The sequence below is a fragment of the Monashia sp. HAY1-2A genome (assembly GCF_056755315.1).
Genome location: NZ_JBNDHY010000653.1, coordinates 1 through 246, shown reverse-complemented (window position 1 = coordinate 246; position 246 = coordinate 1). Strand labels below are relative to the sequence as shown.

Annotated in this window: 1 protein-coding gene; it reads right to left on the bottom strand. The window is 70.3% G+C overall.

Annotation, left to right across the window (positions count from 1 at the left end; translation table 11 throughout):
• Positions 1-246 (bottom strand): hypothetical protein (locus ACPYOM_RS23420; RefSeq protein ID WP_481347814.1); only part of this gene is annotated, 246 nt, incomplete at both ends.

Here is a 246-nt window from a genome sequence, read left to right as displayed (position 1 = left end):
CCTCCACCGCGCGCGCCGGTGCCAGCACGAAGCCGTAATCGTTGGCGGCGTAGCCGAAGGTATTGGCCTGCAGGCGCGTCCAGCGCATCGCCATCAGCGCCGCCAGCCCCTCGTTGACCTGGCGCCCGGCGAACGGATACACGAACACGAACTGTCCTTCGCGGCGGCGCACGCTTTCCACCAGCAGCAGTGACGGGCCGGGCAGCGCGGATACGCGTGCCTGCAGGCGCAGCAGCGGTGCAAGCC